We start from the raw sequence: 23,623 nt of genomic DNA, 5'->3' as shown, positions 1-23,623 counted from the left end.
GCTAATCAAATAAATTTCTACCTTGTCATTTGATTGCAAAACTTACGCGTCAATATGTCCGATAAAAAGTGGCCACATGGAAATCTCACCCCTTGAAACCAATTTTTGCAGCCCATTCTACAATAAAATGATTCAAAATAACGCGATAAGCCATTGAAAGCTATTGCCATAAAAGTGCCTAGCCGGTCATAATAAAAACATCGGAATATATGATTCCTCTCGACACTTTGCCGGAGCATTTCTGTTACTGTTTTTCATGAGCGGTGCCTGCTTCGGATCAACCTTGATTGCGGATAGGAGGCCTTGGGCGCATGACGATGGACGGCAGGATGCTATTTTTGCTGGTCCTTCTTCCGTTTCTTGGCAGCGCTGTAACAGGTCTTTTTCGCGGAGTTGATAGAAGTGGTTCTGCCTGGTTTACAGCAGCAATTGCCCTTGTCGCTTTTGTCATAACAGCAAGTCTTTATCCAATCGTAGCTAACGGCGGCGTTGTTCGCGGATCGATCGATTGGCTCCCTAATTATGGACTGAACATAACATTCCGTATGGATGGCTTTGCATGGTTGTTTGCCATGCTCATTACCGGCATCGGTTTGTTGGTCGTGATCTATGCGCGCTATTATATGTCGCCCGAAGATCCGGTCCCTCGGTTTTTCTCGTTCCTTTTGTCCTTCATGGGTTCGATGCTCGGCGTTGTTTTGTCGGGTAATATTGTGCTGCTCGCCGTTTTCTGGGAACTGACGAGTATCTTCTCGTTCCTGTTGATCGGCTATTGGTATCACAACGCCAGTGCGCGTGATGGCGCGCGTATGGCGTTGACAGTTACAGGCATTGGCGGCTTTTGTTTGATGGCTGGCGTGCTGCTGCTTGGTCATATCGTTGGCAGTTACGATCTCGACAAGGTTCTGGAAGCTGGCAATGTCGTTCGAACGCATCCGCTCTATACTGTAACGCTTGTTCTCATTCTGATGGCGGCTTTCACAAAGTCTGCACAGTTTCCGTTCCATTTCTGGTTGCCAAATGCGATGGCGGCACCCACGCCAGTTTCAGCCTACTTGCATTCTGCGACGATGGTGAAGGCGGGTGTTTTCCTGTTAGCGCGTCTGTGGCCGGTCTTTTCTGGCACCGAAGAATGGTTCTGGATTCTTGGTCTCGCAGGTCTTACAACCTTGTTAATCGGCAGCTTCTTTGCGGTTTTTCAGCAAGATCTCAAAGGTTTGTTGGCCTATTCGACCATCAGTAATCTTGGCCTCGTCACAGCGCTTTTAAGCCTTGGCAGTCCGCTTGCAGCTGTCGCTGCAATCTTCCACATGGTCAATCACGCGATCTTTAAAGCGTCATTGTTTATGGCGGCGGGTATCATTGACCATGAAACCGGCACTCGTGATATGCGAAAATTGAGTGGGTTGGCGCGAGCTATGCCCTATACGGCCACACTTGCCATGGTCGCGAGTGCATCGATGGCCGGTGTGCCGCTGCTTAACGGCTTTTTGTCGAAAGAAATGTTCTTTGCCGAAGCAGTCGAAACGCATATGGCGTCGGCACTGGATACTGTAACGCCCTATATTGCTACATTGGCTGGTATTTTCACTGTCGCGTATTCGGTTCGGTTTATCTATTCGACTTTCTTTGGCCCTGCACCGCATGATCTACCAAAGGCTCCGCATGAGCCGCCACACTGGATGCGTCGTCCAATTGAGCTACTTGTTCTGCTTTGCCTGTTAATTGGCATTGTTCCGAATATCGCCATTGGTCCGTTTCTGCATTCGGCGGTCACGTCCGTACTCGGCGATGCAACGCCACAATATAGTCTCTCCGTCTGGCATGGCTTCAACCTGCCGCTGATGATGAGTATCGTTGCCATGATCGGCGGCGTCATTCTGTTTATGGCGCTCAAGAATTATCTTGCGACCAGTGAAGACGGTCCGCCGCTTTTCCGTCATTTGCAAGGACAGCGTATTTTCGAGCGTGTGCTGGTCACAGTGTCTTGGAATTGGGCGCGTAAGGCTGAAAGTTTCCTGAGTACCCGACGTCTTCAGCCGCAGCTTCGCATCGTTGTCGCTTTTGCATTGATTGCTGCAGCTTGGCCTATTTTTGAAGATGGCATTCATGCGGGTATGCTTGGTGTGCAGCCGGTTGATCCAATCTTTGCGGGTCTATGGATTCTTGGCGGCGCCTGCGCCATTGGCGCTGCATATCAGGCAAAATATCATCGCTTGGCTGCATTGATATTGCTTGGTGGCGCGGGCCTCATCACTTGCATCACATTTGTCTGGCTTTCGGCTCCAGATCTGGCGGTCACGCAGTTGCTTGTTGAAATCGTAACAACGGTTCTGCTGCTTCTCGGCCTGCGCTGGCTGCCGAAGCGCTTTGAAGATCCGGATCCGATCCCGGTCAAATTCGGCCCAAGAATTCGTCGTTATCGAGATTTCGTACTGGCAATTGGCAGTGGCGTTGGTGTGTTCATCATTTCCTATGCGATGATGACGCGTCCATCACCGGAAAGCATCGGCGATTACTTTCTGCAAAATGCCTATTCGGGCGGTGGCGGCAAAAACGTCGTGAATGTCACGCTCGTTGATTTCCGTGCATTTGATACATTTGGCGAAATTGCCGTTCTCGGCATCGTTGGGCTCACAGTTTATGCACTTCTGCGTCGTTTCCGTCCGGCTTCTGATAGCACCGGTTCGACTGCACAGCAGAGAATTCAGGACGCATATGACGAGGCAATGGAAGATCGTGAAAAGGGTGAAACCCTGACCGATTATCTGGCTGTTCCATCTGTCATTATGAAATGGCTTTTCCCGGTCATTATCGTGCTTGCGGTTCATTTGATCCTGCGTGGTCACGACCTACCAGGCGGGGGCTTTGCAGCTGGTATCACTCTGGCGATTGCGTTCATTCTGCAATATCTGGCGGCGGGTACACGCTGGGTTGAAGATCACCTGCGTATTTTGCCTGTTCGCTGGATTGGTTTTGGCTTGTTGATTGCTGCAGCGACAGGAGCAGGCGCATGGCTCTTCGGCTATCCGTTCCTGACAACATTCTTCCAATATGCGGACATACCGCATGTCGGAAAAATGCCGGTCGCAAGCGCGCTTCTGTTTGATATTGGCGTTTTCGTGCTTGTTGTCGGCGCAACGGTCCTGATGTTGATCGCATTGGCGCATCAGTCAATCCGTAAACATCGCGTTGAAAAACTGGCTGCTGCGAAGGAGGACAACTGATGGAACTCGTTCTCGCTGTCGCAATCGGTGTCCTGATGTCGTCGGGCGTGTGGCTAATCCTTCGTCCGCGCACTTTTCAAGTAGCGATCGGTCTCGCGCTTGTCTCTTACGCAGTCAATCTGTTCATCTTTTCGATGGGTCGTTTGCGCACCAACGCGCCGCCGGTGCTAGATTCAGGCATCAATGTCCAAGCGGCGCAATATACTGATCCCGTGCCACAAGCGCTGGTTCTGACTGCAATTGTTATCGGATTTGCAATGACGGCTCTTTTCCTGGTCGTTCTCCTTGCATCGCGCGGTATGACGCGAACCGACCATGTCGACGGCAAGGAGAGTTGATTTTGGATTGGAAGTCACATCTCATTGTCGCGCCAATTCTGCTGCCACTTGTGACAGCAGCATTTTTGCTGCTTTTCGATGAACGTAAACGCAAGCTGAAGATGGCGATCAATACGATTTCCATCATTGGCTTGATTGTTATCGCATTCACATTAATGGGCGTCGCCAGTGATATTGCTCCCGCTGCAGATGTCTATCTGATTGGCAACTGGCCTGCGCCTTTCGGTATCGTTCTTGTGCTGGACCGACTTGCAGCCCTGATGCTGGTCCTCACAAGCGTGCTCGCACTGGCAGCATTGAGTTTTGCGCTGGCGCATTGGCATAAAGCCAGCCCGAATTTCCATACGATTTTTCAGCTTTTGCTGATGGGATTGAATGGCGCGTTTCTCACCGGCGACTTGTTCAACCTCTTTGTTTTCTTTGAGGTTATGCTTGCTGCATCCTATGCACTTGCGTTGCATGGCTCTGGACCTGCACGCGTTAAAGCCGGTATGCATTATATCGCCGTCAACCTCGTTGCGTCGTCGCTGTTTTTGATTGGCGTCAGCCTTATCTACGGTGTGACTGGCACGCTCAATATGGCGGATCTTGCGCACAAGATTTCGCAGGTTGCTGCTGAAGACCGAATGCTTCTCGAAGCGGGCGCTGCAATTCTGGCCGTCGCTTTCCTCGTGAAAGCGGGAATGTGGCCGCTCAATTTTTGGCTTGTCCCTACTTATACGGTTGCAGCAGCCCCCATTGCCGCGATCTTTGCGATTATGAGTAAGGTTGGCATATACGTCCTGCTGCGTCTGTCGCCGCTTATGTTCGGCATTAGCGCAGGTGAATCCTACGGCTTTGGTAGTGACTGGCTCTATTATGGCGGCATGGTTACGCTGGCATTTGGATTGATCGGTGTGGTTGCATCTCAGGCCATGGGCCGCCTTGCAAGCTACAGCATTCTCGTATCTTCCGGCACCTTGCTTGCAGCGATCGGTAGCGGCAACACCGCAATGACCGGCGCGGCACTGTTTTACATGGTCAGTTCTACGCTCACGATTGCAGCGTTCTTTCTGTTGATCGAACTGATTGAACGCGGTCAGGACGCGGCGGCAAACGTTCTTGCGGTTACGATGGAAGCCTATGGTGATGACGAGGAGGAGGAAGAAGAAGAAGAGGTTGGTGTCGTATTGCCAGCAACTCTTGCTATTCTTGGCACCTGCTTTGCTGTTGTCGCCATCCTCCTGATTGGTCTTCCGCCGTTTTCAGGCTTCATCGCAAAGTTCCTGATACTTGCAGCGGTATTTAATGGCGATGGTGCTGCGCCGACTTTGGCAATGCCTGTAAGTCCCGCAAGCTGGGCACTGATCGCGCTCATTCTGCTGTCGGGCCTTTCAGCGCTCATCGCCATGACCCGTACGGGCATTCGTACATTCTGGGCATCGCTTGAAGGCAATGTTCCGCGCGTGCTGGTGCGTGAAGTGGTGCCAATTGCCGGTCTTTTGGCAGTGTGCTTGACGCTGACAATCGGGGCTGGTCCGGCCATGCAATATATGGATGCGACAGCCCGCTCACTGCATACGCCGCAGGATTATATCAACAGCGTATTGAAAGCGCCGCGTGTAGGCGGAGAAACGGTGGAGGTGAAATGAGAAAAATTCTACCTTTCCCACTGCTGTTCGTAGCTTTGGTCATATTCTGGCTTTTGCTCAATGGTTTTACACGGGCGCAATTGCTTTTATCGATCCCCATTGCATTGTTCGCTTGCTATGCAATGACAGCACTGCAGCCACAGAAAATCCACCTACGTTCAATCCCGACGATGATTTGGCTGTTCGGCGTTGTGAGTATCGATATTCTCACATCCAATCTGGCGGTCGTGAAGCTCATTCTGTCACCGCGAAAGAAACGGCATCCGGGTTTTGTGGTTATTCCGCTGGAGCTTGAAAACCGAACCGCATTGGCCGTCCTTGCCTGTATCATCACGACAACGCCGGGAACAGCTTGGGTAGATTACAATGTCACCCGCAAGGCGCTGACGATCCATGTTCTGGATCTGGAAGATGCAAAAGCATGGCGGACATTGATCAAGCAACGCTATGAGCAGCCACTTATTCGCATATTCGGGGCGAGGGACATTATTAAAGAGGAGCAATCAGCATGAGTGCAGTCATTCTTTTCTGGTCGCTTCTGGTTGCACAACTTATGCTCGTCGCTGCGATGGGCTGTGTAGTCTATCGCTTGCTGATTGGTCCGCGCGCGCAAGACCGCGTACTGGCGACTGATGCGCTGTATTTGAACGCGCTTTTGTTGTTGTTGACCTTTGGTATGCGCACCGGCAGCGTGATCTATTTTGAAGCAGCGCTCATCATTTCAATATTGGGCTTTGTGGCGACTGTAGCACTTGCGAAATTCCTGATGCGCGGGGAGGTGATCGAATGATCGGAGCTGCTGATCTGCCCGTGTGGGCTGCAATAATCATTGCATTTTTTCTGGTGTCCGGAGCGTTTCTGACGCTCGTTGGATGTATTGGTCTGGTTCGTTTTAAAAGTTTTTATGAACGCATTCACGCGCCGACAATCGGTTCTTCGTTCGGTGCAGGTGGAATCTTGATCGCTTCCATCATGTTTTTCTCCATCTTGCAATCCAAGCCGATTCTGCATGAAGTGTTGATTACCGTTTTTGTGGTCATCACAACCCCGGTAACGCTCATGTTGCTAAGTCGTGCCGTGATTCATCGTGATCAAACGCAGGATAGCAAAGAGCTTCCTTCTTCTTCCGACCAGAAGTGATGGTTGGAAGCTTGGTCTGAGGCATTTGGAGGAGTGCTGAGGACTGCGGCCAATTGTCCATATGCACCTTGCATCCAGACATGCGGATTGAAGGATCAGGCAATTTAAATTATCTGAATTTCAGTAATTTCTGAAAATTCAGAATTTACGGGAGAGAAGACTTGGAATTATCGCCAATCGTTCAGTCGTTTGTGCTCCACTTTGGAGAGATGGGTAGCCGCTGGGGTATCAACCGTACGGTTGGTCAAATCTATGCGCTACTTTATCTATCGTCTGAACCTCTGTGTGCGGATGATATTGTTGAGTCACTGGGCGTATCACGCTCCAATGTTTCAATGGGTATCCGCGAGTTACAGGGCTGGAACCTTGTGTTGTTAAAGCACATACCGGGAGACCGTCGCGACTTTTTCACGACCCCCGGCGATGTTTGGGTAATTTTGCGCACGCTTGCGGAGGAACGTAAGAAGCGAGAAATCGACCCCACATTGACTGTGTTGCGTGAAGTGTTGATGGAGCAGCCGCAAGATGACGGCGACAAGTTCGCACAGGAGCGCATGAAAGACATGTATGCGCTCATTGAACGGCTCACCAACTGGTATGATGACGTTAAGAAGCTCGATACAGACCGATTAACCAGCCTTCTGGCGCTTGGTGCCAAGGTTACGCGTTTTCTGGAAACGACCGATAGGATCGTTGCTTTGGGACGCGGCAGAACAGCGGCCAAAAAGGAGCCTAAGCGAGAGTGACAGTCGCGCGCGCCCAAACGGAAGAAGTGACGCAACAGGACAGCGAAAAACCGGACGACAAACGTCGTTCGCGTCGCCGTCCGGTCCCATCTCTCCTCAAAAAGGGGGCGCGACTTCAGGCAGTGGCAGCGCTCATATGGCTGCCACAAGCCGCAATTCTTGCTTACGGCGTAGGCCTGCTCGCAAATACCGGCTTTGATGCAACAATCTATTATTTAGCCGCAGCACTCTTTATTCTTGGCTGCATACGCAGCTTGCTTGATGCACGTGGTGCGACGATGGCTTTCGATGCTGCACGTTCAGAACTTGCAGAGCTGCGCGAAAAGGCTGTCACCGCACTCTCACAGCGCTCACCGCTTGATACGTCACGCTCATCTTCGGGTGAGGCCGCCAGCATTCTTGCCGAACAGGCAGAAATGGTTGTTCCGTACCTGTCACGCTTTGTGCCTGTACGCATACGCGTCATGCTGGTGCCACTGGCAATTCTGGTGGCAGTGTTGTGGTTTTCATGGATAGCTGCACTGACCTTGCTGATTGCAGCCCCTTTGATCCCGATTTTTATGGCCCTGATCGGATGGCGCGCCAAAGCGGCCAGTGAAAAGCAGCTCGTCGCCTTGGGTGATATGAATGGTTTTCTGCTCGACCGGCTTCGCGGTCTGGCGACCATCCGCAGCTTTCATGCCGTGGATATGACCGCAACGCGTTTGCGCGATAATGCTGAATCCTTGCGCAAAAAAACTATGATTGTTCTGCGGATTGCTTTTCTTTCATCGGCTGTTCTTGAGCTCTTCGCGGCTATCGGCGTTGCCATGGTTGCGGTATATATTGGCTTCCATCTTCTCGGAACGCTCGATTTCGGTGCGTGGGGCCATAAGCTTACACTTGCCGAGGGTCTCTTTGTCCTTCTGCTCGCACCTGCATTTTTTGAGCCTTTACGTGATCTCTCAAGCGTTTGGCACGATCGCGCCTCAGGCGAAGCAGCTATCAATGCTCTGGAAAATCTGGCCGCCCATGAAATGCCTGTTCTGGGCGCTGTTCAGCCCGCAAATAAATCGGAAACCGAACCTTCGCTGATCATGCGGGATATTGGTTTTCACTACGGCAATGGACCAGACATCTTCAAAGGATTTAATCTCGATGTTGAGCCGGGTGAACACGTCGCGATCCTCGCGCCAAGTGGCTATGGCAAGTCGACATTGCTGGCTTTGATTGCAGGACTTGCCGCGCCGCAGAAAGGCGAAATCCGTGTTGGTGGCATTCCACTTCACGATGAAACGGCGGCAACCCTGCGCTCGAGAATGCGATGGGTAGGGCAGAAGCCGCATATATTTGCTGGCAGTGCGCGATTTAATATTACTCTTGGCCGTGACGCCGATGCGAAGAAAACGCAAGCTATCGTTGAGCAGATGGCACTTGGCCATGTAGCAGGAATTACTGGCGCAGGGGGTATTGGCGAAAATGGTGCGGGCCTTTCTGGCGGTGAAGCGCTGAGACTGGCTTTGGCACGTGTTGCGGTCGATCAGAGTGCAGACATTATCCTTGCTGATGAGCCAACAGCGCACTTGGATCATGAAACGGCAGATCGCATTGCTGACAGCCTTATCAATCTTGCCAAGGGTAAGACGCTGATCATCTCTACGCATGACGAAAAGCTGGCAAGCCGCATGGATCGCATCATTCGACTGGATGAGATGAGCGCCACAACAGAAATCTGGCAGAAGAGGGCAGCGGAATGAATGGTCTTCAATCACTTCGGCCCATCTTGCGCCTTTTTTTCAACAGCAAAGGCAAGCTCCTTCTTGCAGGTATTCTCGCCGCCACAATGACAGTGCTGGCAGGGATTTCACTGCTTGGCCTGTCGGGCTGGTTTATTACAGCGACGGCAATTGCTGGTTTGAGTGTTTCGACTGCGATTGTCTTCGACGTGTTTATGCCTGCCGCGGGTATCCGCTTCTTTGCAGTCCTGCGCACGGGAACGCGTTATCTGGAACGGTTGGTAACGCATGAAGCCACACTCGCTATTCTGGCGGCTCTTCGTGAAAAGCTGTTTCGCGCATGGGCGCGGCCCGCTGCGGCTAATGCTTTACTCAAGCGGCCTGCACGACTATTGTTCCGGCTGACTGCCGATATTGATGCACTCGACTCTCTTTATCTGCGTGTGCTCGTGCCAGCAGGCGCGGCTCTTGTAACGGCTATCATCGCAGGATTTGCTCTAGGGCTGATGCATCCAGCCTTTGGGTTGGTCTTTGCGCTGATAATTCTGAGTTTCGGACTAGGTTTCCCGCTTCGTGCCGCAAGACGCTCTGAAAAGCCGATGCGTCAGCGCGCCAAAGGAACAGAAGCGTTACGCGCACGCACCATTGATCTGGTTGCAGGCCAAACAGAGCTTATTATGGCGGGACGGCTTGTTAATCAGAACGCCAGCATATTACGCGCCGACAGTTATATTGAATCCAGTGACCGCATACTAAATCGTATTGAAGTCTCAACCGGTGCCAAGCTTGGGATTCTTCATGCTGGCTTGATGGCAGGTGGGCTCATCTGTGTCGGCCTCCTTATGCAAGCTCAGCTTATCAATGCGCCGGTTGCCGCACTGGGGCTGCTTATTATTCTTGGTTCAATGGAGCCGTTTGCAGCACTAAGACGCGGAGCGATGGAGCTTGGCCGTACAATATTGGCGGCGCGCCGCGTTGGGCCTGCGCTTTCAGCTTCGGATAATGTCCAGAATTTAAGCCTTCCAAAAAATGGAATTGCTATTGAACTTCAAAGCGTTGTTGTTCGTCATGAAGATTCTACAGTAACTGCTTTAAAAGCTATAAATCTCACCGTCAAAGAAGGCGAGCGCGTTGCTGTGATCGGCACAAGTGGCGCAGGTAAGTCCACGCTATTCAACGTGCTTGCAGGAGAGGTTAAAGGCGAAAGCGGCGAAGTTCAGGTTCTTCCTGCTCGCCTTTTGACCCAACGCACCGAGCTTTTCAAAGACAGCCTTCGCAACAATCTCATGCTTGCAAATCCAAATGCCAGCGATGCCGATTTAAACGCTGCATTGGAAGCCGCAGGGCTGGGCGAATTCATGAAATCTCAGCCCGAAGGTCTGGATACGCCTTTGGGCGAGGGCGGGCTTGGACTGTCTGGCGGTCAGGCCAGACGACTTGCACTGGCTCGTCTGTTCCTGACCGACGCTCCTTTGTGGCTGCTTGATGAGCCAACCGAAGGGCTAGATCAGGCGACCGCTGAAGACGTGCTTTCCCGCCTGAGTGAACAGGCAGAAGGTCGTACGCTGTTGATCGCCACGCATATTCAGCGCGAAGCACGGATTTGTGATCGGGCGATTGTTTTGGATCAAGGCGCTCTTGTTCAGTCGATGTCCAAAGGAGAGGCGCTTTTTAGCGAAACCCTCAATTCCCTGAGGTAAAATACGAGTAGGGGGCTGTTTTCGGTAAAGGCCGGCAACAGCTCATAACATCAGGAGGGCCGGAGTTTCCGGCTAAAGAGATGGAATTCGATATTGTCTCCCTGTCGCGATTGCAGTTCGCAATCACGGCACTTTATCACTTCCTCTTCGTACCTCTGACACTTGGTCTTTCCGTGCTGCTTGCCATCATGGAAACCGTATATGTCATGACCGGAAGGCTCATCTGGCGGCAGATGACCAAATTCTGGGGTACGCTGTTTGGTATCAACTTTGCTATGGGTGTCGCGACAGGTGTTGTGATGGAATTTCAGTTCGGTATGAACTGGAGCTATTACAGCCATTATGTCGGCGACATTTTTGGAGCGCCGCTCGCCATTGAAGGCATGATGGCCTTCTTCCTTGAAGCGACCTTCGTTGGCCTGTTTTTCTTTGGCTGGGACCGATTGTCCAAGATAGGCCATCTCATGGCCACTTACGCAGTCGCTGCTGGTTCCAATTTCTCGGCATTGTGGATTCTGATTGCGAATGGCTGGATGCAAAATCCGGTCGGATCAGCCTTCAATCCTGAAACCATGCGCATGGAAATCACTGATTTCTTCGCAGTTCTGATGAACCCGGTAGCACAGGCAAAATTCGTTCATACGGTCTCAGCAGGTTACGTAACCGCTTCTATTTTCGTTCTTGGCGTTTCTGCATGGTATTTGCTGAAAGGCCGTTCGACTGAATTAGCCAAGCGTTCGATGACGGTTGCCGCATCCTTTGGTCTCGCGGCGTCTCTTTCTGTCGTCGTTCTAGGTGACGAAAGTGGTTATCTCGCCAACGAACATCAGAAGATGAAGATCGCAGCCATCGAAGCTATGTGGGAAACTGAACCCGCTCCAGCGTCGTTTACTGCATTTGGTTTCCCGGATCAGGAAGCACGCGAAACCCATTTTGCGGTTCATATTCCATGGGTCATGGGCCTGATCGGAACGCGCTCGCTGACGACGCCAATTGAAGGCATCGAACAGCTTGTTGAAAATGCGCAGGGCCATATCCGCAAAGGTATTATCGCCTATGATGCTTTGCAGCAAATTCGAGCTGCACATGATACAAATGCGGTATCGCAGGATGTGCGGGATGCATTCGCGGATAACAGTCAGTGGATGGGCTATGCGCTTCTTCTGAAGCGCTATGTCGATGATCCGCGTCAGGCGACTGATGCACAGATAACGCAGGCTGCAAACGATACGGTTCCCGGCGTTCTACCACTGTTCTGGGCATTCCGTATCATGGTCGGTATCGGTTTGTTCCTGATCTTGCTGACTGGGACATTCTTCGTGCTATCTGCGCGTCGCAAGTTGGATAAGTATCCATTGTTGCTCAAAATTGCAGTATTTGCGATCCCGCTTCCGTGGATAGCAGCCGAAATGGGATGGATTGTTGCCGAGTTCGGACGTCAGCCTTGGATTATCGAAGGTATCCTGCCAACGGCAGTCGCTGTTTCCAATCTCGGTGCATCGACGGTCTTGTTCACGATTGTCTGCTTTGTTGCGATCTACACGGTGCTATTCGTTATCGAAATGGCGCTGATGTTGCGTGCGATCAAAGCAGGACCAGCACCCGATAGCCAGCCTGAAGCAAAGCTTGCGCCTGAAATCATCGCACCAGTGGAGTACAAGTCATGATACTCAGCGATTTGTTAGATTATGAAACACTGCGCATCATCTGGTGGGTATTGCTTGGAGTATTGCTGATTGGCTTTGCCGCAATGGATGGCTTTGACCTTGGTGTTGGCATGTTATTGCCCTTTGCAGGCAAGACGGATCTGGAGCGTCGCGTCGTCATCAACACGATCGGCCCGGTCTGGGAAGGCAATCAGGTGTGGCTGGTTCTAGGCGGCGGTGCAATTTTTGCAGCGTGGCCCCCTCTCTATGCTGTGTCCTTTTCGGGCTTTTATCTGGCTATGTTTGCCATTTTGTTTGCCCTCATTCTGCGCCCCGTTGGCTTTAAGTTTCGTTCAAAGCGAGAAAGCCAGACATGGCGCACTGGCTGGGACTGGGCGCTGTTCATCGGTGGATTTGTACCGTCACTGATTTTTGGCGTTGCTGTCGGCAATGTGTTGCAAGGTGTTCCGTTCCGTTTCAATGGTGATCTTCAGATTTTCTACGATGGAACGTTCTTCGGTCTGCTCAATCCGTTCGCTCTGCTGTGCGGCCTCCTTTCTGTCGCTATGCTGGTTATGCATGGGGCGTCGTGGCTCGTGCTTAAAACGACGGGTACTGTTCAGGCGCGGGCGCGCGCTTATGGCAGTTTGGCTGCGATACTCACCACAATCCTTTATGTCCTAGCTGGCGTTATCAGCTGGATGTGGGTTTCGGGTTATAAGATCACCAGCACTGTGGTGCCGGATGGTCCGTCGAACCCGCTGCGCAAGGTCGTGGAGCTGGATCATGCAGCCTGGTTCGATAATTATATGAACTATCCTGTCCTGCTCATTGCGCCCGCACTCGGTATTCTGGGACCGTTGTTCGTACTTATCGCTCTGCGGATGCGAAAGGAACTTGCACCAATTCTGTTTGGAGCGGTTTCCATCTTTGGGATCATTGCGTCGGTAGGCGTTTCGATGTTCCCGTTCATCTTGCCATCGTCGATAGATTTGCGTTCAAGCCTCACTGTTTGGGATGCATCGTCGAGCCATATGACGCTGTTCATCATGCTTGTGGTGACGTTGATCTTCCTCCCGCTCATCGTCGCCTATACGTCGTGGGTATATAAAGTCCTGTGGGGTAAGGTCGAGAAAAGCGATATCGAAGACGAAAACAGTCACGCCTACTAATTGATCCGTGGACGCACGCCGTCCGCACAAACGTTATCAAGAAAGGAAAGCAAAATGTGGTATTTTTCGTGGCTTCTTGGCCTACCACTCGCAGTCGCTTTCGCAGTCCTGAATGCAATGTGGTACGAGCTGATGGATGACAGAGCGAGGAGGCGGCTCAACGGAGACCCCACCGCAGAACTTGCGCGTGAAGGCAACAAACATCACTAAGTGCTTGTGATAACGGCCCTGAAACGGGCCGTTTTCTTTTGCTCAAAATAAATCATCTAAAACAGTGGCATATAGTACCAATTGGTACTCTAATTTTTCGATGTATTTCGTAATAATATTTCGTATATTCACTGTTTAAAATTGCGATAAATTCCTTTCATATGCTGCATTTAGAAGAATGTAGAAATTTTATTACGCTATTTATCCAATCCAAGAGAACCGTTCTGATGATATTCAATGCGCGATAAGAAAAATAATATTGCTTTATTTTTTATGACGTTCCATCCTGACGAAAGCAGTGTTGAAGGAGGAAATCAGCAATGCTTCGCATGGGAGAAATGAAGTCATTGCGCCGTATTCTTAGCCAATGACAAACCGGCATCAAATTTGCCGGAACCAATAATCGGCTCTCTCGTTCGACATTAAATGCACGTTTTGAGGAACACCTGCATGAGCGATGATGTTGTGCTTTCTTTGCATGTCCCTGAACCGGAATGGCGCCCGGGCGATACGCCGGATTTCTCCCATGTGAAAATCCCGCGGGCTGGAAGTGTCAGACGGCCGGAGATCGACGAGAAGCCGGAATCGATGCGCGATCTTGCTTTCAGCATCATCCGTGTTTTGAACAGAGATGGTGAGGCCGTCGGCCCCTGGGCCGGTACGCTGACCGATGATGAATTGAAAGAAGGTCTCCGTCATATGATGATCCTGCGTGCTTATGATGCGCGTATGATGATGGCACAACGGCAAGGCAAAACATCTTTCTATATGCAGCATCTGGGTGAAGAGGCGGTCAGTTGCGCGTTCCGTAAAGCTCTGCGTAAGGGGGATATGAATTTCCCGACCTACCGGCAAGCAGGGCTTCTCATCGCTGACGACTATCCGCTCGTCACCATGATGAACCAAATTTTCTCAAATGAAGAAGATCCGCTTAAAGGTCGTCAGCTGCCGGTGATGTATTCCTCAAAAGATCATGGCTTCTTCACGATTTCTGGCAATCTCGCCACGCAATACACGCAGGCTGTGGGCTGGGCGATGGCTTCAGCCATCAGCCATGACACCAAAATTGCAGCTGCATGGATTGGTGATGGTTCGACCGCTGAAAGCGACTTTCATGCAGCACTGGTTTTTGCGTCTACGTATAAAGCGCCGGTTGTTTTGAATATCGTCAATAATCAATGGGCAATCTCGACGTTTCAGGGCATTGCACGTGGCGGTTCCGGCACGTTTGCGGCACGCGGCCACGGCTTTGGTATCCCTTCGCTCCGTGTCGATGGCAACGATTATCTTGCTGTTCATGCGGTGGGAAAATGGGCAGTCGAGCGTGCGCGTCGCAATCTTGGGCCGACGATTGTCGAATACGTGACCTATCGCGCTGGCGGGCATTCAACGTCTGACGATCCTTCCGCTTATCGCCCGAAGGCTGAAAACGACGCTTGGCCTCTGGGCGATCCGATACTCCGGCTAAAAAATCACCTGATTGCTCGGGGCGTCTGGTCCGACGAGCGGCACAAACAAGCAGAAGCGGAAATTCTCGACCTCGTAGTGAGTGCGCAGCGCGAAGCAGAAGCTATCGGCACGCTTCACGATGGTCGAAAACCCTCGATGCGCGACATGTTTGAAGATGTTTACGCGGAAACACCGCCGCATCTTGTTCGTCAGCGTCAGGAGGCGGGGTTTTAAATATGACTAAACTGACAATGATTGAAGCTATTCAGAACGCTCACGACATCGCAATGGAGCGTGATGAAAAGGTCGTCGTCTTCGGCGAAGACGTTGGTTATTTCGGTGGGGTTTTCCGTTGCACAGCGGGCCTGCAGAAGAAGTACGGCAAGGACCGCTGTTTTGATGCGCCGATCAGCGAGCTAGGCATTGTCGGCACAGCTATTGGCATGGCCACTTATGGTTTGCGTCCCTGTATCGAAGTGCAGTTTGCTGATTACGTTTATCCGGCCTACGATCAAATCGTCTCGGAAGCTGCGCGCATGCGTTATCGCTCAGCGGGAGAATTCACCTGTCCCATGGTGATCCGTATGCCGTCGGGTGGTGGCATTTATGGCGGTCAGACGCACAGCCAAAGTCCCGAGGCGCTTTTCACGCATGTTTCTGGTCTGAAAACAGTTATGCCTTCAACGCCAGCTGACGCCAAAGGGCTGTTGCTGGCAGCGATTGAAGATCCTGATCCGGTAATCATGTTTGAGCCGAAGCGTCTCTATAATGGACCTTTCGACGGACACCACGACAAGCCGGTCACATCATGGAAAAAGCATGAGCTGGGCGAGGTGCCGGAGGGTTATTATACCGTGCCGCTCGGCAAGGCCGCGATCCGTCGTGAAGGCAGCGATGTGACGGTTCTTGCCTATGGGACCATGGTCCATGTGGCATTAGCAGCGACTGAAGAAACCTGCGTCGATGCCGAAGTGATCGACCTGCGCACGCTGCTCCCACTCGACACGGAAACAATTATGGCTTCCGTCAGGAAGACCGGGCGTTGTGTCATTGTGCATGAAGCAACATTGACCTGCGGTTATGGCGCCGAGCTTGCGGCACTGGTGCAGCGCGAATGTTTCTATCATCTCGAAGCACCGATCATTCGCGTGACAGGCTGGGATACGCCGTACCCACATGCGCAGGAATGGGCCTATTTTCCGGGGCCTGATCGTATTGGTCGCGCACTCACTTCAATCATGGAGGCTTAAATGGCTCATTTTGCGATCAAGCTCCCTGATGTTGGCGAAGGCGTTGCAGAGGCTGAACTTGTCGAATGGCATGTGAAGGTTGGCGATATTGTCCGGGAGGATGATCTGCTCGCTGCCGTTATGACCGATAAGGCAACTGTCGAAATCCCTTCCTCGCGCGGCGGTAAAGTCATCGCGGTGAATGGCGAAATCGGCGAGAAAATTGCTGTTGGCTCCGAGCTTGTTCGTCTCGAAATAGAAGGTGGAAGCAGCGAACAAAAAGCGGAAGCACCAGAACCTGTAGCTGCCGCGCCTGCTGAAACACCTCAGCCGCAACGAGCCAGCGCGGAAGCGCCTGTCCTGTTACAGACACCGGTTCCACCTAAACCTGCTGCACAGAAAAAAGAAAACTCAAACCGGGCCTTTGCCGGAGCAGGGCCGGTGCGCGCAGAGGGCGAAAAGCCACTGGCAACACCATCGGTCAGGTTGCGTGCACGCGATGGCGGCATTGATTTAAGACGTGTAAAAGGCAGCGGACCCGCCGGGCGCATTACACATGAAGATCTGGACGCTTTTTTCCAGACTGAAAGCCGCGCTGCACCAGCTATGCTGGGTCATGTAGCAGACACCTCGATCAACGAGATTAAGGTCATCGGCCTGCGGCGTAAGATTGCAGAGCGTATGGCCGAAGCAAAACGTCACATTCCGCACATTACCATCATTGAAGAAGTGGATGTGACACAGCTTGAAGATCTTCGTACAGGGCTTAACAACGAGAAGAGAGAAGGGCGTCCGCGCCTGACCTTGCTACCATTTGTTATCCGTACAATCGTCAAGGCAGTGAAAGAACAGCCGGGTCTCAACGCACATTTCGATGATGAAGCGGACATTATTCGTCAGTTTGGCGGTGTGCATGTGGGCATTGCCACGCAGACGCCGAACGGCCTGATCGTGCCCGTGGTGCGTCATGCGGAAAGTCTGTCTGTCTTTGCCGCAGCATCTGAACTTGTCCGAGTGACGGAAGCAGCGCGCAACGGCACAGCTAAACGAGAAGAACTGACAGGCTCGACCATAACCATCACATCATTGGGGTCACTAGGCGCCATCGCAACCACGCCGATTATCAATCGACCGGAAGTCGCGATTGTTGGCATCAACAAAATGGCGATACGTCCGATGTGGGACGGCACACAATTTCTGCCGCGCAAGATAATGAACCTGTCGTGCAGCTTCGACCATCGGGTTATCGATGGATGGGATGCGGCAGTCTTCGTGCAGAAGCTGAAAAGCCTGCTGGAAACGCCTGCGATGATTTTTGTAGAGGGCTGATCGGATGAGTGAGATTTCCTGCAAACTTCTGATCATTGGCGGCGGTCCCGGCGGTTATGTCTGCGGTATTCGCGCAGGCCAGCTTGGTATCGATACAGTTCTGGTTGAAAAGAAGCGGCTGGGCGGTACTTGTCTTAATGTCGGCTGCATCCCGTCCAAAGCTGTTATCCACGCCGCTGACGAGTTTCATCGCCTCACGACATTCGCGTCCAAAGGCGCTCTTGGCATTACAGCTGAAAGTCCTAAGATCAATTTCGTCAAAACGCTTGAATGGAAAGACGGTATCGTCAACCGCTTGAATAGCGGTGTCGCCGGACTTCTAAAACGCTCCCGCGTGCGCATGTTCCAGGGGCAGGCGCGTTTTATGGATGGTAAAACCGTTGTGGTTGATACCGATACCGGTCGTCAGACTATCCATGCCGAGAACATCGTGATCGCTACGGGTTCCGTACCAGTTGAAATCCAGTCGCTACCGTTTGGCGGAAATGTTATCTCTTCAACCGAAGCGCTTTCACTGGATAAAATACCAGAGAAGCTTGCGATCGTTGGCGGTGGCTATATCGGGCTTGAGATCGGCACAGCCTTTGCAAAGCTTGGTGCAAAAGTCACAATCGTTGAAGCAACTGATCGCATCCTGCCGCAATATGATGCGGAACTGACACGTCCGATCATGGCACGGCTGAAAGCACTCGGCGTTGAAGTGTTGACGAACACGTCTGCCAAAGGCTTATCCGCTGATGGAAAAGCGCTGGATGTCGTGCTGACTGATGGAAAGATGCATTCGATCTCCGCTGACAAAGTTCTTGTTACTGTTGGGCGCAAACCGCAAACCGATGGCTGGGGTTTGAGCGAAATCCGGCTCGATATGGACGGCCGCTTTATCCGCATCGATGATAGATGCCGCACATCAATGCGCGGGATTTATGCTATTGGCGACGTGACAGGCGAACCTATGCTTGCACATCGTGCTATGATGCAGGGCGAAATGGTTGCTGAAATCATCGCAGGCGGCAAACAGGCCTGGGATAAGCGCTGCATCCCGGCAGTCTGCTTTACTGACCCCGAGATCGTAACAGTCGGCTTATCTCCGGATGAAGCGCGCAAGGCAGGTCATAATATCCAGACCGGCATTTTCCCGTTTCAGGCCAATGGACGTGCGATGACTATCGAGCGGGAGGATGGCTTTATCCGGGTTGTCGCCCGCGCCGATAACCATTTGATACTTGGCATTCAGGCTGTTGGTGTCGGGATTTCCGAGCTATCATCTGCCTTTTCGCTTGCTGTGGAAACAGGCACCCGCCTTGAGGATATAGCGGGAACCATCCACGCTCATCCAACGCTAGGAGAAGGCTTTGCCGAGGCCAGCATGAAAGCACTCGGCCACGCGCTGCATGCTTAGTCTTTTGACTTTTTTTCGTGCCGCCACACAAAAACGGCAGCACCAGCAATCATGGCTGCAAGCGCAAACCAAGTGATTGCATAAGACAGATGGTTGTTGCGAAAAGTAACAACCGTCAGCCCGCCAATCGGCGCATTGCCCGGATTGGATTTAGCGTCCGCATCAATGAAATACGGCGCGACTGTCCCCAAACCTTCTTTTTCGGCGAAGGCTTTGACATCGCGGGAGTTCCACTCATTGCGGGCAGGGTCGTTGGGACGCAGGAAGAAGCCATCAGGCTCTGGCAGACGCAAAAGACCTGTTACAGTTGTTTCGCCCGCAATTTGCGTTTCCGTACGTAAAGACGGATCGCGTTTTGCATCGGGAATGAAACCACGATTGATGAAAGTCAGTGTATCGTCGTTTGAACGCAACGGCGTCAGCACCCAAAAGCCTGAACCGCGTTCAGTCAACGCACGAACCAGCACTTCCTTGTCATTGAGGTAAGAGCCGGTCAGCGTTACATGTCGGTACTCGTCATCGGCCTGATTGACATTGGCCCAATCATCTTTGCCCGGAGCAGCTACCGGCTCTGCATGAACGCGCGCATCGACCCGGGCAATCAAGTCGAGCTTCCATTGCAGGCGCTCCACTTGCCAGATGCCAAGGCTCAAAAACAATCCGAAAAATAGCGCCCCCAGAACGGCCATGAAGCCAAGGAAGAAACGAGATTTCTTCTTTTGCGGTATAGGATTGGCTTGCATGGGCGTTGTCATAAGTTATTCCTGGGCAATGGGGGAGGATTGCCGCTTGAAATACTCCATATGCGCTTTGCGATAAAGGGCGACCAAGGCAAAAGAACGTGATTGCGCAATAAGAAATAGCGCCGACATCCCTCTGACCGGATGCGGCGCTTTAAATTATCCAAAATTTTTATGCACTTTTTTGAACTTTGCGTCTGCGATGCGAGTAGCCGCCTTTTGAAAGACGAAGAACATTGCAAACCTTGGTCTTATCTTCAGAAGGCTTCTGCATTTGCGTTTGAGCATTCTGGAGCATCTGCGTCGTTACGGGCGTGTGCTTTGCACTTGGTCCGATAGTAATGCTTCTCATCGATCATTCTCCCTGTTTTTGGGTACGGCAGAAGCCTCAAAGGCTACTCCGTCCGGTAGTCAAGAATGTGCGAATGAACAGATTATTAACCTTATTGGGGAACTTGACAAGCACCAAATGCAACCCTGCGTAAGCCCTTACATATGCATATGAAAAAGCCGGGTCGCTTCTACAACCCGGCAATTTATAGCTCGTAAATTTGTAAGTTAGTCGCGATTGCCGGTTAGGATTTCACGCTTTCCAACATGATTAGCCGCACCGACCAGACCTTCCTGTTCCATACGCTCAACAAGCGAGGCTGCACGGTTGTAACCGATGCCGAGGCGACGCTGGATGTAAGAGGTGGAGCACTTCTTATCGCGCAAAACAACTTTCACTGCCTGCTCATAGACATCGTCGCTGTCTTCTGAACCCATGGCCGAAGCATCGAAGACTGCTGCGTCCTGTGATGTGTCTTCGTCTTCCTCATCTTCGGTCACAGTCGCCAGATAATCCGGACGGCCCTGTTCCTTCAGATGATTGACGACCTTTTCGACTTCTTCATCGGATACGAATGGTCCATGGACGCGAACGATACGGCCACCACCGGCCATATGCAGCATGTCACCCTGACCGAGAAGCTGTTCGGCACCCATTTCACCAAGAATGGTGCGGCTGTCGATCTTCGACGTAACCTGGAACGAAATACGGGTCGGGAAGTTGGCCTTGATCGTGCCGGTGATAACGTCAACCGAAGGGCGCTGCGTCGCCATAATGAGGTGGATACCAGCAGCACGCGCCATCTGTGCAAGACGCTGCACAGCACCTTCGATGTCCTTGCCGGCGACCATCATCAGGTCAGCCATTTCGTCGATGATGACGACGATATATGGCATTGGCGTCAGATCGAGCTCTTCCTGCACATAGGTTGCTTCGCCCGTTTCCTTGTCGAAGCCGGACTGTACCGTGCACATCACGGTTTCGCCCTTGCCCTTGGCAGATGCTGCGCGCTGATTGAAGCCTTCGATATTGCGGACGCCCAGACGTGCCATCTTGCGATAGCGGTCTTCCATTTCGCGTACGGCCCATTTAAGAGCGACAACGGCCTTCTTCGGATCTGTTACAACCGGCGTCAGCAGGTGCGGAATGCCATCATAAATGGAGAGTTCCAGCATCTTCGGATCGACCATGATCAGGCGGCATTCTTCTGGCTTGAAGCGGTAGAGCAGCGACAGGATCATTGTGTTGATAGCAACAGACTTACCGGAGCCAGTGGTGCCAGCAACGAGCAGATGAGGCATCTTTGCAAGTTCTGCGATGATCGGTTCACCACCAATGCCTTTGCCAAGGCAAAGCGGCAAACGATAGTTGGAGGACTCGAACGTACGAGAGTCAATCATTTCGCGGAGATAGACAGTTTCGCGACTGGCGTTTGGCAGTTCGATGCCAATGACGTTGCGACCTGGAATAACAGCAACACGGGCGGACAATGCCGACATGGAACGTGCTATGTCGTCAGACAAACCAATCACACGTGAAGATTTTACGCCGGGTGCTGGTTCAAATTCATAGAGCGTGACGACAGGACCGGGGCGAACATGGATGATCTCGCCGCGTACGCCGAAGTCTTCCAGTACGCTTTCGAGAAGGCCAGCGCTACGCTCAAGCATTTCCTGTGTGATGAGATTGCCATCAAGCGAAGGAGGTTCTTGCAACAGATCACGCGGCGGAAACTCATAGTCGCCGTGCATAACAACAGCCTCGGTACGGGGGAGGGGCTGTGGCTGATAAAGAGCGATTGAGGGAGAAGTTTTAGCAGGGGCAGCAACTTTCGGGGCTTCTGCAACAGGTGCAGGAGCCACAACTTCCTCGATCACGTGCTCTTCTGCTTCAGCGACAGTAAGCACGACTTCATCTTCCGTTGCTTCAGCTGCAACTTCGAGAGGTGCCTGAGGTGCCGCCGCTTCAATAGGCGCGCGAGGTGCTTCAATTTTTACTTCTGCAACGGGAGCAGCAACTGGCTGTGGAGCTGGCTGTGGAGCTGGAGCAACCAGCACCGGCTGAACGACTTCAGCAACCGGAGCAGGCTCTTCTACGACAGCAGCCGGTGCTTCCTGAGGCTTAGCCTTATTCCATTCAACAGTACGGAACTGTGCGATGATCGATTCAACAGTTGGAGCAGGGCGCTTAGGTTCTGCAACTTCCGCAACAGCCACCGTAGACAGCACAGGTGCTGAATCAAACTCAAAGCTTTCCCAGAAAGCAAAGTCAGACAGATGAGCGAATGCTGAAATGGCGGCGGAAACATCTAATGCCGGTGCGACTGTGGTCACTGGTGCAACCTGCACAGGAGCAATTTCTACCGGTTGCGCAACAGGAGCGGTATGGAGAACAGGTGGCACCGGTGCGACGGGCGTGCGGACCAAGTTCTGTGAGACGGACTGCTGAAGGGCTGCCACAGCCATTGGCTGAGCTTCGGCAACCTTTGCTATCTCGACCGGAGCCGCATCCGCGTCGGCAGGCTTCGCACGTCCATTAATGTCCGGCAAATCTTCACCGCGACGACGAACCAGATCAATCTCTGGGGTCCGTGTAAAACGAACATTCGCACCCAGCGAAAAATATGATTTCCATGCGCCGTCAGAGTCTGGTGAATGCGCTCCCAAAGGGTCGCGCTGCGGCTTCTGCTCCTGAGCAGACTCTGCACGATTGCCATCAGTATGGGGAAGATTTTCTCTTAAATTACGCATGATACCTGAACCATAGATATGTCGCCCGAATGAGCCCTAGTAATAAAAAATGAAGGTTAACAACCCCCTTCATAATTCGCTCAAAAACGACAAATTTCTACAGTGTGATATATCGCGGCTTAAACTATAATAGTGTTTATCTATCTTAAATATCATTATTAATCATAATATTAAGATATTTTTCTAATCTAAAATATAATGTTATTGCGGTTAAGCTGTTATGGTGAACAGGCGCACCACTTATCCAGATAAAGGTCATTTCGAGACTCACTGAGACTCAGCTTGTCTCAACCAGTCAGATAAGGACATGCGGCGGTTTCCCCCGCGACCAACAAAGGTTTCTGCAGCGCACATCGAATTCAAAACGGCTTCCTGTGTGGCTTCGGCTGCTGCGCGGAAAAGAATATCAATCCGATTCTCATTCAGATACTGCATCGCCATGAGATCGCGTGGCTCATCATGATCCAACGTGACGGCTGTTGAAAACCCAAGCGCGATATCGCCGCTGCCATTGCCCCAGAAAGCACCAAGCCTTGCCAGTCCAGCGCCACAGCGTTTGGCAACGCGTTTTAGCTGACGATGTTCAAGCGGAACATCTGTCGCAAGTATGACGATGACTGAACCTCGCTCGGGTTGGGCTAAGGCTTTGGGCGACGGCCTGCGACCGTCCGGCAGAACGAGATCGCCAGTACGACCAAAATTGGTGAGCGTCAGAATGCCAACATGATAATCGGCTCCATCAAGGCTCACATGAGGATTTCGTCGTCAAGATCAATCATTGTTCCATAGCTTGTCCCCTTCGATTTTGTATCGAACCCATGGTCTGAGCCATCTTGCTTGACGCGGCACGTTTCCGTCACCGGTTCAAACT

General features: G+C 52.0%; 19 protein-coding genes and 1 pseudogene. 16 read left to right on the top strand and 4 right to left on the bottom strand.

Translation table 11 applies throughout. The annotated features are described in order from the left end of the window. Positions 1 to 311: 311 nt before the first annotated feature. From ACOZHT_RS06520 to lpdA, 16 genes are all read left to right on the top strand, one after another. Positions 312 to 3,227 carry a monovalent cation/H+ antiporter subunit A gene (locus ACOZHT_RS06520; protein ID WP_421565414.1) on the top strand — a complete coding sequence of 972 codons (2,916 nt, stop codon included), beginning with the start codon at positions 312 to 314 and terminating at the stop codon, positions 3,225 to 3,227. Then, positions 3,227 to 3,565: a Na+/H+ antiporter subunit C gene (locus ACOZHT_RS06515; protein ID WP_339515048.1), complete on the top strand. Its 339-nt coding sequence runs from the start codon at positions 3,227 to 3,229 to the stop codon at positions 3,563 to 3,565. The genes ACOZHT_RS06520 and ACOZHT_RS06515 overlap by 1 nt, the downstream gene beginning before the upstream one ends. Positions 3,566 to 3,567: 2 nt before the next feature. Continuing rightward, complete coding sequence (locus tag ACOZHT_RS06510) at positions 3,568 to 5,196, top strand: monovalent cation/H+ antiporter subunit D (RefSeq protein WP_339515050.1); 1,629 nt, start codon at positions 3,568 to 3,570, stop codon at positions 5,194 to 5,196. After that, positions 5,193 to 5,708 (top strand): Na+/H+ antiporter subunit E, encoded by a 516-nt coding sequence (locus ACOZHT_RS06505; RefSeq protein WP_421565413.1) that lies wholly within the window; start codon positions 5,193 to 5,195, stop codon positions 5,706 to 5,708. The genes ACOZHT_RS06510 and ACOZHT_RS06505 overlap by 4 nt, the downstream gene beginning before the upstream one ends. Further along, the gene (locus ACOZHT_RS06500) at positions 5,705 to 5,986 is read left to right on the top strand and encodes a K+/H+ antiporter subunit F (RefSeq protein WP_421565412.1); all 282 of its coding nucleotides are present in this window, start codon (positions 5,705 to 5,707) and stop codon (positions 5,984 to 5,986) included. The genes ACOZHT_RS06505 and ACOZHT_RS06500 overlap by 4 nt, the downstream gene beginning before the upstream one ends. After that, positions 5,983 to 6,336 (top strand): monovalent cation/H(+) antiporter subunit G, encoded by a 354-nt coding sequence (gene mnhG / locus ACOZHT_RS06495; RefSeq protein ID WP_310011874.1) that lies wholly within the window; start codon positions 5,983 to 5,985, stop codon positions 6,334 to 6,336. The genes ACOZHT_RS06500 and mnhG overlap by 4 nt, the downstream gene beginning before the upstream one ends. 161 nt (positions 6,337 to 6,497) lie before the next feature. Then, the gene (locus ACOZHT_RS06490) at positions 6,498 to 7,082 is read left to right on the top strand and encodes a GbsR/MarR family transcriptional regulator (protein WP_339515056.1); all 585 of its coding nucleotides are present in this window, start codon (positions 6,498 to 6,500) and stop codon (positions 7,080 to 7,082) included. Then, positions 7,079 to 8,818: a thiol reductant ABC exporter subunit CydD gene (cydD, locus tag ACOZHT_RS06485; protein ID WP_421565411.1), complete on the top strand. Its 1,740-nt coding sequence runs from the start codon at positions 7,079 to 7,081 to the stop codon at positions 8,816 to 8,818. The genes ACOZHT_RS06490 and cydD overlap by 4 nt, the downstream gene beginning before the upstream one ends. Continuing rightward, the gene (gene cydC, locus ACOZHT_RS06480; RefSeq protein ID WP_421565410.1) at positions 8,815 to 10,497 is read left to right on the top strand and encodes a thiol reductant ABC exporter subunit CydC; all 1,683 of its coding nucleotides are present in this window, start codon (positions 8,815 to 8,817) and stop codon (positions 10,495 to 10,497) included. The genes cydD and cydC overlap by 4 nt, the downstream gene beginning before the upstream one ends. A gap of 80 nt (positions 10,498 to 10,577) precedes the next feature. Then, positions 10,578 to 12,164, top strand: a complete 1,587-nt coding sequence (locus ACOZHT_RS06475; protein ID WP_421565409.1) for a cytochrome ubiquinol oxidase subunit I — start codon at positions 10,578 to 10,580, stop codon at positions 12,162 to 12,164. Further along, on the top strand, positions 12,161 to 13,315 hold the full coding sequence (gene cydB, locus ACOZHT_RS06470) for a cytochrome d ubiquinol oxidase subunit II (protein WP_421565408.1): 1,155 nt from the start codon (positions 12,161 to 12,163) through the stop codon (positions 13,313 to 13,315). The genes ACOZHT_RS06475 and cydB overlap by 4 nt, the downstream gene beginning before the upstream one ends. 54 nt (positions 13,316 to 13,369) lie before the next feature. Beyond that, on the top strand, positions 13,370 to 13,525 hold the full coding sequence (gene cydX / locus ACOZHT_RS06465; protein ID WP_339515064.1) for a cytochrome bd-I oxidase subunit CydX: 156 nt from the start codon (positions 13,370 to 13,372) through the stop codon (positions 13,523 to 13,525). Positions 13,526 to 13,975: 450 nt separating this feature from the next. Next, positions 13,976 to 15,208 carry a 3-methyl-2-oxobutanoate dehydrogenase (2-methylpropanoyl-transferring) subunit alpha gene (locus tag ACOZHT_RS06460; RefSeq protein ID WP_421565407.1) on the top strand — a complete coding sequence of 411 codons (1,233 nt, stop codon included), beginning with the start codon at positions 13,976 to 13,978 and terminating at the stop codon, positions 15,206 to 15,208. Between the two features lie 2 nt (positions 15,209 to 15,210). Next, the gene (locus ACOZHT_RS06455; RefSeq protein ID WP_421565406.1) at positions 15,211 to 16,224 is read left to right on the top strand and encodes an alpha-ketoacid dehydrogenase subunit beta; all 1,014 of its coding nucleotides are present in this window, start codon (positions 15,211 to 15,213) and stop codon (positions 16,222 to 16,224) included. Continuing rightward, positions 16,225 to 17,532: a dihydrolipoamide acetyltransferase family protein gene (locus ACOZHT_RS06450; RefSeq protein WP_421565405.1), complete on the top strand. Its 1,308-nt coding sequence runs from the start codon at positions 16,225 to 16,227 to the stop codon at positions 17,530 to 17,532. It abuts the gene before it with no gap. 4 nt (positions 17,533 to 17,536) lie between these two features. Continuing rightward, positions 17,537 to 18,931 carry a dihydrolipoyl dehydrogenase gene (gene lpdA / locus ACOZHT_RS06445; protein ID WP_421565404.1) on the top strand — a complete coding sequence of 465 codons (1,395 nt, stop codon included), beginning with the start codon at positions 17,537 to 17,539 and terminating at the stop codon, positions 18,929 to 18,931. On the opposite strand, the gene ACOZHT_RS06440 is transcribed toward lpdA, so the two are convergent. The 4 genes and pseudogenes from ACOZHT_RS06440 to ACOZHT_RS06425 all read right to left on the bottom strand — a co-directional run. After that, on the bottom strand, positions 18,928 to 19,686 hold the full coding sequence (locus ACOZHT_RS06440) for an SURF1 family protein (RefSeq protein ID WP_421565403.1): 759 nt from the start codon (positions 19,684 to 19,686) through the stop codon (positions 18,928 to 18,930). The two genes, lpdA and ACOZHT_RS06440, sit on opposite strands and share 4 nt — an antisense overlap. Before the next feature lie 157 nt (positions 19,687 to 19,843). Further along, entirely contained in the window at positions 19,844 to 20,023 is a 180-nt protein-coding gene (locus ACOZHT_RS06435) for a hypothetical protein (protein WP_421565402.1), read from the bottom strand. A gap of 206 nt (positions 20,024 to 20,229) precedes the next feature. After that, positions 20,230 to 22,752, bottom strand: coding sequence for a DNA translocase FtsK (locus tag ACOZHT_RS06430; protein ID WP_421565401.1), 2,523 nt, complete (start codon positions 22,750 to 22,752; stop codon positions 20,230 to 20,232). 267 nt (positions 22,753 to 23,019) lie between these two features. Further along, positions 23,020 to 23,493, bottom strand: a pseudogene (locus tag ACOZHT_RS06425) (P1 family peptidase); the annotation flags it as partial. Positions 23,494 to 23,623 lie beyond the last annotated feature (130 nt).

The organism is Ochrobactrum sp. EDr1-4, from assembly GCF_049199085.1.
Taxonomy (GTDB): domain Bacteria; phylum Pseudomonadota; class Alphaproteobacteria; order Rhizobiales; family Rhizobiaceae; genus Brucella.
Note: the sequence above shows the minus strand (reverse complement) of the source record. Positions and strands in the feature narration are given on the sequence as shown.